Raw genomic sequence first — 8,743 nt, 5'->3', positions numbered from 1 at the left:
GCGTCAACCACATCGACACCGCGGCGTTCTACTTCTCCCCGCTGCGCTCCGCCAACGAGCTGATCAACCGGGCGCTCGCGCCGTACGCCGGCGCGGCCGCCACTCCTCGGGGCAGGGCCTGACCTCGGAGCCGTCCGGGGCGCCGACGCCCACCAGCAGGCCGCCGGAGACCAGTTCGCCGCCACGGATGCGGACGGCCTCCTGCCGGAACTCCCCGGATGGCTGTGCCACGTTCTGCTCCGCATCGTGCTCGACCGTCGGCGCCCCGCGCCGCCCGGCTGACGTCCCGGTAGCGGCCGCGGCCGGGCTGGAGGCAGCCCCGGCGGCCGTCTTCTGACGGGCAGACTCTTGCACATTCGGACCGGGCCGTGCAGGGCGGTCCGCGTCTGACGGCCGGTCCGCCACGCTGACCAGGGGGGTTGCGCGGCGGGGCCGGGGGTGCACGGGCGCGCGGTCCGGCGCGCGGCGCGGCGGAACGGGGCGGGCGTCTCCCGGGGGCGTCCTGCCGATCGTTCCCGGGTGCGCGACAGGACGCCGCCCAGGGGTACCTCCCCGGAAGGCGTCCTCGGAGGGCGTCCGCTAGAAGGCGATCCCGTGCGCCTCGGCGACACCGGACATGCCGGCGGCGCCGTCGACGGCCAGGATGCGGTGCAGCTTGGTGGCCACCAGCAGCCGCTGGAGCTGGGCCGGGACGGAGCGCAGCACCAGTCGGCGGCCGATCCGGCCGGCCCGCCGGTGGGTGCCCATGATCACGCCGAGTCCGGTGGCGTCCCAGAACTCCAGCCGGCCGAGGTCGAGCACGAGGTCGCCGAGGCCGCCGTCCACCGCCTGGTGCAGCCGGGCCCGTGCGTCGGCGGCGGTGCGCACGTCGAGGCGGCCTTCGATGGCCAGCGCCGTGTGGTCGCCGGTGATGCGCATGCTCTCCTCCTTCGCCTGGGCGGCCTGGTGCGGGGCGGGTCCGCCCCGGCCGTGCCGGGTGCGGGAGCGTGGGGTGCGTCCGGGCGGGCCGCAGCCCCACACCCGGACCCGGGCGGAATGCCGGGTTCCCTCATCTGACGGTGAACCGGCTCCACAGGTTGCTGGTTCCGGCCAGATCTGAATCAACTTCACCCGTCCGAGGGAATATACGCAGGTCGGCCCCACACCTACGCTCGATTACCGCCCAAATCACCCGTCTGCGGCACCCGGCGTGAGGAAACTCACCCGCCCCGGCGGAGCGGGCCGTACGATGCTCCGATCGCACGGCCCGCCGGTCGTTCAGCCCTGCCGGGTCACTTGCCCTCGTACGGATAGAAGCCGCGGCCGCTCTTGCGTCCCAGGTCACCGGCGGTGACCATGCGGGCCATGATCTCCGGCGCGGCGAACTTCTCGTCCTTGGTCTCGGTGTAGATGTTGTGGGCGGCGTGCAGCAGGATGTCCACGCCGGTCAGGTCGGCGGTCTGGAGCGGGCCCATCGCGTGGCCGAAACCGAGCCGGCAGGCGGTGTCGATGTCCTCGGCGGTGGCCACGCCCGACTCGTACAGCTTGGCGGCCTCGACGACCAGCGCGGTGATCAGGCGGGTGGTCACGAAACCGGCGACGTCGCGGTTGACCACCACGACCTCCTTGCCGACGCCCTCGGCGTAGGCGCGGGCGGTGGCCAGCGTCTCGTCGCTGGTCTTGTAGCCGCGGACCAGCTCGACCAGCTTCATCATCGGGACCGGCGAGAAGAAGTGGACGCCGACGACCGATTCCGGGCGCCCGGTGACGGCCGCGATCCGGGTGATCGGGATGGCGGAGGTGTTGGAGGCCAGCACGGCGCCGTCCTTGGCGAGCTTGTCGAGCTCGCGGAAGACGCCCTCCTTGACCTCCACCTTCTCGAACACGGCCTCGACCACGATGTCGGCCTCGGCGACGGCGCCCAGGTCGGTGGTGGTGGTGATCCGGCCCAGCGCGGCCTCGGCGTCCTCGGCGCTCAACTTGCCCTTGGCGACGAACTTCTCGTAGGAGGCGCGGATGCCCGCGAGACCCCGCTGGAGCGCCTCCTCGGTGACGTCCCGCAGCACCACCGGGTGGCCGGCCTGCGCGGACACCTGGGCGATGCCGGCGCCCATCAGGCCGGCACCGATCACGGCGATCTGCTTGCTGGACGCATTGCTCATGGCTGGGTCTCCCGATGCCGTCGCCGCCCCGCGGGCGGGCCCTGAAGGCGGCTCAGGGCAGGGGTCACCGCCGTTGCGAGCCGCGTCGCTCGTTTCCGGGACTCTAACTGCCCGGATCCCCCGGGCAATAGCAATCGGGAGTGTGATCTGCAACCGAACCGGTCGGCTCGTCGGACGGTCGGACGACCGGCCCGTCCGGTGATCAGACGGTCATCCCGAGGTCCTGCGCCAGGATCGCCGCCTGCACCCGGCTGCGCAGCCGCAGCTTCGCCAGGATGCGGCTGACGTGCGTCTTGGTGGTCGCCTCCGCCATCTCCAACCGGACCGCGATCTCCCCGTTGGACATCCCCGCCCCGATGCAGGCCAGCACCTCCCGCTCACGGCCGGTCAGCGCCCCCACCGCGGCCCGGGCCTCCGGGCCGACCGGCCGCTCGGGGCGGGCGAAGGTCCCGATCAGCCGCTTGGTCACCGACGGCGCCAGCATCCCGTCGCCGCGCGCCACCGTCCGGATGCCCTCGATCAGGGTGTCCGCCTCCAGGTCCTTGAGCAGGAACCCGGACGCGCCGGCCCGCAGCGCGCCGTAGACGTACTCGTCCAGGTCGAAGGTGGTCAGCACGAGCACCTGGCCGGCGCCGGCCGTGACCACCTCGCGGGTCGCCGACACGCCGTCCAGCCGGGGCATCTGCACGTCCATCAGCACCACGTCCGGCCTCAGCTCCAGCGCCAGCCGGACGGCCTCCTCGCCGTCGGCGGCCTGCCCGACCACCTCGAACCCCGGCTCGGCGCGCAGGATCATCACCAGCGCCGCCCGCACCGCCGCCTGGTCCTCGGCCACCAGTACCCGGATCGTCATGCCCGCCCCTCGTTCCCGTGGGCGCGCGGCAGCACCGCGCGCACGCTCCAGTGTCCGTCCTTCGGCCCCGCCTCGAAGCGGCCGCCGAGCAGCCCGGCCCGCTCCGCCATGCCCACCAGCCCGGCCCGGGCGCCGGGCAGCTCCCGGCCCGGGCCGCCCCGGTACGGGCTGTCGACGGCGATCCGCAGCTCCTCGGGCGCGAACTCCAGCCGCAGGCTGACCAGTCCGGGCCCGGCGTGCTTGAGCGCGTTGGTCAGCGACTCCTGGACGATCCGGTACGCGGCCAGGCCGACCGGCACCGGCAGGTCGCCGCGCTCCCCCTGCTCGGTCAGCTCGAAGTCCAGCCCGACGTCCCGGCCGGCCGCCCGGGCCTTGGCCAGCAGGGCGTCCACCGCGGCCAGGTCGGGCGCCGCGTAGGACGCGTCCGCCTCTCCGCCCCCGCTCTCCCGGAGCAGCCCGATCATGCGGCGCATTTCGGCCAATCCCTGGACGCTGTTCTCCCGGATCACCGCGAGCACCTCCACCAGCGGGTCGTCCTCGGCCAGCCGCCGCCGCCTGGCGGCCGACTGCGCACCGGTGGCGTGGATCGCGATCGCCGACAGGTGGTTGGCCACCACGTCGTGCAACTCCCTTGCCATCCGGGCCCGTTCGGCGCCGACCGCCTCGCGCCGGTCCATCTCCGAGAGCAGCGCGGTCTGCTCCGCCCGCAGCCGCTCGGCCTCCGCCTCCCGGCGGTGCTTGCGCACCACGTCGCCGGTCCACACCGGCCCCAGGAACACCAGCGAACTGACCACCGCCACCAGCAGCGCGGCGGAAGTGCCGGTGTAGATCGCCGACAGCGTGGAGAGCACCAGCACGGTGGCCCCGCCGCTCAGGTGCAGCACCCGGGACATCCGCGCGCTGCCGTAGAGCACCGCCGCGTACAGCAGGTCGGTGTACATGATCAGCGTCGCCATCAGGCTGCCCGCGAACACGCTCCCCGCGAAGGCCAGCCCGCCGACCGACACCGCCAGCACCGGCCTGGTCCGCCGGACCAGCTCCATCGCCGACATCCCCAGCAGCGGCGCCAGCACCGCCCACAGCGGCACCCGGTCGGCCCGGTCGTACACCTTGAAGGCGATCAGGACCAGCCCGCCGAGCAGCCCGCACAGGGCGATCAGCTGGTCCTGGCGGCGCGGGGGGAGGACGGGGAACGGGAGCGGCACGTTCCCATCTCACCATCCCCGCGGCCCACCCGGCTCCGGTCCACGGAGGAGCCCGCTACATCGAAAGATGCAGGCCCGGACGGCACCGCGCGACGACGACACCGGCGCGCCCGCGCACGAGGCTGGAGGCACCACCGAAAACGTCCGGGAGCAGAACGTGATCGTCACTCTCATCGTCGCGGCCGAGATCTCCTTCTGGATCCTGCTCGGCCTCGGCCTCGCCAGCCGCTACCTGCTCCGGTGGCGCCGCACCAGCACCGTGCTGCTGATCGGCCTGCCGGTGGTCGACCTCACCCTGTACGCCCTCACCGTCCTCGACCTGCGCGGCGGCGCCACCGCGAGCTGGACGCACGCGCTGGCCGCGAGCTACGCGGGCTTCTCGATCGGCTACGGCCCCTCGCTGGTCCGCTGGGCCGACCGGCACTTCCAGCACCGCTTCGCCGGCGGGCCCAAGCCGCTGCCCTCGCCGAAGTACGGGCCGGAGCGGACCAGGTACGAGTGGCAGGTCGCCGGCCGGACCGTGGTGTCCGCCGCGATCACGCTGAGCCTGATCAGCCTGCTCGTCCCGCTCTCCGACGGCTCCGCGCACTTCGGCACCTTCGCCCAGTGGTACTGGAAGCTGGGCATCGCGGCCGTCGTCAACGTGGTCGTGGCCGGCTGCTACTCGCTCTGGCCCAAGGAGGCCCCGGCCGGAGTGACGGTCGAGAACGGCCGGGTGGTCACGGAGAAGGCCGCCACCGGCACCGAGCCCGCCCGCACCCCGGCGGACCGGTCCTGAGAACCGCCGGCGCCCGTCCGGAGCGGGTGCCCGCTCGGGCCCTAGCGGTTCTCGCCCGGGACCCAGAGCACGTCGCCGCGCTCCTTGTTGGCCACCCGGGCCAGGATGAACAGCAGGTCGGACAGCCGGTTGAGGTACTTCGCGGTCAGCGGGTTGACGCTGTCGCCGTGCTCCGCGATCGCCGCCCAGGTCGCCCGCTCGGCCCGCCGCACCACCGTGCAGGCCAGGTGCAGGTGGGCCGCACCGGGCGTGCCGCCGGGCAGGATGAAACTGCGCAGCTTCTCCACCTGCGCCAGGTACTCGTCGCAGTCCGCCTCCAGCCGGTCGACGTAGGACTGCAGCACCCGCAGCGGCGGGTACTTCGGGTCCTCCACCACCGGGGTGGACAGGTCGGCGCCGACGTCGAACAGGTCGTTCTGGACCCGGACGAGCACCGCCGTCATGGGCTCCGGCAGCCCCCCGACCGCCAGGGCCACCCCGATCGCCGCGTTGGCCTCGTTGGTGTCCGCGTACGCGACCAGCCGCGGGTCCGTCTTGCTGGTCCGGCTCATGTCGCCGAGCGCGGTGGTGCCGTCATCGCCGGTACGGGTGTAGATGCGCGTCAGATTGACCATGCGGCCAGACTAGCCGCCGGGCCGGGCGGCGTCGGCCCCGCTACGCGACGCCGTCCCCCGGCCTCCGGCCGGGAGGTGCCCCCACCGAGTCTCGTCGCTACGCCACGTTGACTCGCTGCCCCGGGGGCGCCGCCTCCAGCCAGGCCAGGAAGCCGGTCAGCGCGTCCTCGCTCATCGCCAGCTCCAGCGGTGCCCCGTTGTGCAGGCAGCGCAGCACCACCGAGCCGGACAGCAGCGCGAGCTCCTCCTGGCCCTCGGGGTAGCGCCGGCCGAGCACCTCGATCTCCCGGCGCGGCAGCACCTTGCGCGGGCGAGGGGCGTACGAGAAGACCCGGAACCATTCGATCGAGTCACCGCTGTAGCGGCCGATACCAAAAACCCACCCCTTGCCGTCGGTCGGGGGGACCGGGGCTGAGGTGGGTTTGCCGTTCTCGTCGAGGTCGGGCTGCGTCGAGGCGTCGGCGGGCATTTTGAGCCGGTAACTGCAGTCGAAGGTGCCGCCGACCCGCTGGATCAGGCGGCGCCTGACGGCGAAGGCCATCAGCCCGATCACTCCCAGGGCCACGACCGCCGCACACAGCACAAGCGCGAGGACCATGCTCACCCACCTCCTCGCTACCCGCGTTCCCCGTAACGGTCGTATGAAGCGACCGCCCTGACCTACCAACTACGACGACAGTCCCGGGGTCACGCTCACGCGTCCCCGGGACCGTCGGTCGACCCCGCTAAGCCGGGGTCCGGCGCACTCAGGCGTGGGCCTTGAGGCCGCGCGCCGCGAACAGACGGACCTCGGCGCGACGCTCGGCGTGCTCGTCCAGGTCCGACTTGGCCTTCTCCAGTGCGCGCTCGGCACGCGCGACGTCGATCTCGTCCGCCAGCTCGGCGATCTCCGCGAGCAGAGACAGCTTGTTGTCGGCGAACGAGATGAAGCCGCCGTGCACCGCGGCGATCACGGTGCCGCCGTCCACCGTGCGGATGGTGACGGGACCGGTCTCCAGCACGCTCAGCACCGGGGTGTGTCCCGGCATGATGCCGGTGTCACCGGAGGCCGTACGGGCGACGACGATGGTGGCCGCACCGGACCACACCTTGCGGTCGGCTGCGACCAGCTCGACGTGCAGCTCAGCCAACGTGGGCTCCTAGGCTCATGCAACGCCCGATTACTCGGGAGTTTCGGTAAGAATAACGGCCCCGCGCCTCCGGCATGAAACCGGCGGCACGGATTTGACCGGAATCACAGCCGATGCGACGCGAGGGGTGGTCCCCAGGCTCGGGGGCCACCCCTCACGGTCACGCACAGCTGCTACCGGCCGCGATTACTTCTTCGCCAGCTCGGCGGCGTTCTTCTCGAGGTCCTCGATGCCACCGCACATGAAGAAGGCCTGCTCCGGGACGGAGTCGTACTTGCCGTCCGCGATCGCGTTGAAGGCCTCGATGGTCTCCGACAGCGGCACGGTCGAGCCCTCGACACCGGTGAACTGCTTCGCCACGTAGGTGTTCTGCGAGAGGAAGCGCTCGACGCGACGGGCACGGTGGACCGTGATCTTGTCCTCTTCGGACAGCTCGTCGATACCGAGGATCGCGATGATGTCCTGGAGGTCCTTGTACTTCTGCAGGATCCCCTTGATACGGAGGGCCGTGTCGTAGTGGTTCTGCGCGATGTACCGCGGGTCGAGGATGCGGGACGTGGAGTCCAGCGGGTCGACGGCCGGGTAGATGCCCTTCTCCGAGATCGGGCGCGACAGAACGGTGGTCGCGTCCAGGTGGGCGAAGGTGGTGGCCGGCGCCGGGTCGGTCAGGTCGTCCGCGGGGACGTAGATCGCCTGCATCGAGGTGATCGAGTGACCGCGGGTCGAGGTGATGCGCTCCTGCAGGAGGCCCATCTCGTCGGCCAGGTTCGGCTGGTAGCCCACCGCGGAGGGCATGCGGCCGAGCAGGGTCGACACCTCGGAACCGGCCTGGGTGAACCGGAAGATGTTGTCGATGAAGAGGAGCACGTCCTGCTTCTCGACGTCACGGAAGTACTCCGCCATGGTCAGCGCGGAGAGCGCGACGCGCAGACGGGTGCCCGGCGGCTCGTCCATCTGGCCGAAGACCAGCGCGGTCTTGTCCAGAACGCCCGAGTCGACCATCTCGTCGATGAGGTCGTTGCCCTCACGGGTGCGCTCGCCGACGCCGGCGAACACCGACACACCACCGAAGTTCTCGGCGACGCGGTAGATCATCTCCTGGATCAGAACGGTCTTGCCGACACCGGCACCACCGAACAGACCGATCTTGCCACCCTGGACGTACGGGGTGAGCAGGTCGATGACCTTGATGCCGGTCTCGAACATCTCCGTCTTGGACTCGAGGTCCTTGAACGCCGGAGCGGTGCGGTGGATCGGCCAGCGGACCTCGACCTGCTTGTCGAACTCCGCCTGGTCCACGTTCAGCACGTCGCCGAGGGCGTTGAAGACCTTGCCCTTGGTGATCTGGCCGACCGGGACGGAGATCGCGGCACCGGTGTCGGTGACCTGCGAGCCACGGACCAGGCCGTCGGTCGGCTGCATCGAGATGCCGCGGACCATGCCGTCGCCGAGGTGCTGGGCGACCTCGAGGGTCAGGGTCTTCTTGCCCGAGCCGTCGGGGTTGTCCACCTCGACGTGCAGGGCGTTGTACATGTCCGGAATCGCGTCGACGGGGAACTCCACGTCGACGACCGGGCCGATGACCCGCGCGACGCGGCCCGTCGCCGTGGTCGGCTCAACAGTGGTGGTCATACTCATTCGCTCCCGCGGCTCGCGTCAGCGAGCGCGTTGGCGCCACCGACGATCTCGCTGATTTCCTGGGTGATCTCGGCCTGACGGGCCGAGTTGGCAAGCCGCGTGAGCGACTTGATGAGCTCGCCGGCGTTGTCCGTCGCGCTCTTCATCGCGCGGCGGCGGGCGGCGTGCTCGGAAGCGGCCGACTGCAGCAGCGCGTTGTAGATCCGGCTCTCGACGTACCGCGGCAGGAGCGCGTCCAGGACGCCCTCCGCCGACGGCTCGAAGTCGTACAGCGGGAAGATCTCCGACTTGGCCGGCTTCTGGTCGCTGAGCTGGACCTCGTCCAGCTTCAGCGGCAGCAGCCGCGCCTCGATCGCGTTCTGCGTCAGCATGGACACGAACTCG

Annotated in this window: 10 protein-coding genes; 1 reads left to right on the top strand and 9 read right to left on the bottom strand. The window is 71.5% G+C overall.

Annotated features, from left to right (window positions below; translation table 11 throughout):
• Positions 1-579: 579 nt before the first annotated feature.
• The 4 genes from AB0E96_RS34775 to AB0E96_RS34760 form a co-directional block, all read right to left on the bottom strand.
• On the bottom strand, positions 580-918 hold the full coding sequence (locus tag AB0E96_RS34775; protein WP_359829792.1) for an STAS domain-containing protein: 339 nt from the start codon (positions 916-918) through the stop codon (positions 580-582).
• Positions 919-1,271: 353 nt separating this feature from the next.
• A complete protein-coding gene (locus AB0E96_RS34770; protein ID WP_359829791.1) occupies positions 1,272-2,141 on the bottom strand; it encodes a 3-hydroxyacyl-CoA dehydrogenase family protein in 870 nt (289 codons plus the stop codon).
• A gap of 202 nt (positions 2,142-2,343) precedes the next feature.
• Complete coding sequence (locus AB0E96_RS34765) at positions 2,344-2,994, bottom strand: response regulator transcription factor (RefSeq protein ID WP_359829790.1); 651 nt, start codon at positions 2,992-2,994, stop codon at positions 2,344-2,346.
• On the bottom strand, positions 2,991-4,199 hold the full coding sequence (locus tag AB0E96_RS34760) for a histidine kinase (RefSeq protein ID WP_359829789.1): 1,209 nt from the start codon (positions 4,197-4,199) through the stop codon (positions 2,991-2,993). The genes AB0E96_RS34765 and AB0E96_RS34760 overlap by 4 nt, the downstream gene beginning before the upstream one ends.
• 157 nt (positions 4,200-4,356) lie before the next feature.
• Between AB0E96_RS34760 and AB0E96_RS34755 the strand changes: the two genes are divergently transcribed.
• Positions 4,357-4,977, top strand: coding sequence for a hypothetical protein (locus tag AB0E96_RS34755; protein ID WP_359829788.1), 621 nt, complete (start codon positions 4,357-4,359; stop codon positions 4,975-4,977).
• A gap of 41 nt (positions 4,978-5,018) precedes the next feature.
• Here AB0E96_RS34755 and AB0E96_RS34750 read toward each other — a convergent pair whose 3' ends face one another.
• The 5 genes from AB0E96_RS34750 to AB0E96_RS34730 all read right to left on the bottom strand — a co-directional run.
• A complete protein-coding gene (locus tag AB0E96_RS34750; RefSeq protein WP_359829787.1) occupies positions 5,019-5,591 on the bottom strand; it encodes a cob(I)yrinic acid a,c-diamide adenosyltransferase in 573 nt (190 codons plus the stop codon).
• 97 nt (positions 5,592-5,688) lie between these two features.
• A complete protein-coding gene (locus AB0E96_RS34745) occupies positions 5,689-6,189 on the bottom strand; it encodes a DUF2550 domain-containing protein (protein ID WP_359829786.1) in 501 nt (166 codons plus the stop codon).
• A 148-nt stretch (positions 6,190-6,337) separates the two neighbouring features.
• Positions 6,338-6,721, bottom strand: coding sequence for a F0F1 ATP synthase subunit epsilon (locus AB0E96_RS34740; RefSeq protein ID WP_030057524.1), 384 nt, complete (start codon positions 6,719-6,721; stop codon positions 6,338-6,340).
• A gap of 186 nt (positions 6,722-6,907) precedes the next feature.
• Positions 6,908-8,353 carry a F0F1 ATP synthase subunit beta gene (gene atpD, locus AB0E96_RS34735; protein ID WP_359829785.1) on the bottom strand — a complete coding sequence of 482 codons (1,446 nt, stop codon included), beginning with the start codon at positions 8,351-8,353 and terminating at the stop codon, positions 6,908-6,910.
• Between the two features lie 2 nt (positions 8,354-8,355).
• The coding region (locus AB0E96_RS34730) for a F0F1 ATP synthase subunit gamma (RefSeq protein WP_359829784.1) at positions 8,356-8,743 on the bottom strand (388 nt) is incomplete at its 5' end.

The organism is Kitasatospora sp. NPDC036755 (assembly GCF_040636595.1).
In the GTDB taxonomy this organism is placed as follows: Bacteria; Actinomycetota; Actinomycetes; order Streptomycetales; family Streptomycetaceae; genus Kitasatospora.
Note: the sequence above shows the minus strand (reverse complement) of the source record. Positions and strands in the feature narration are given on the sequence as shown.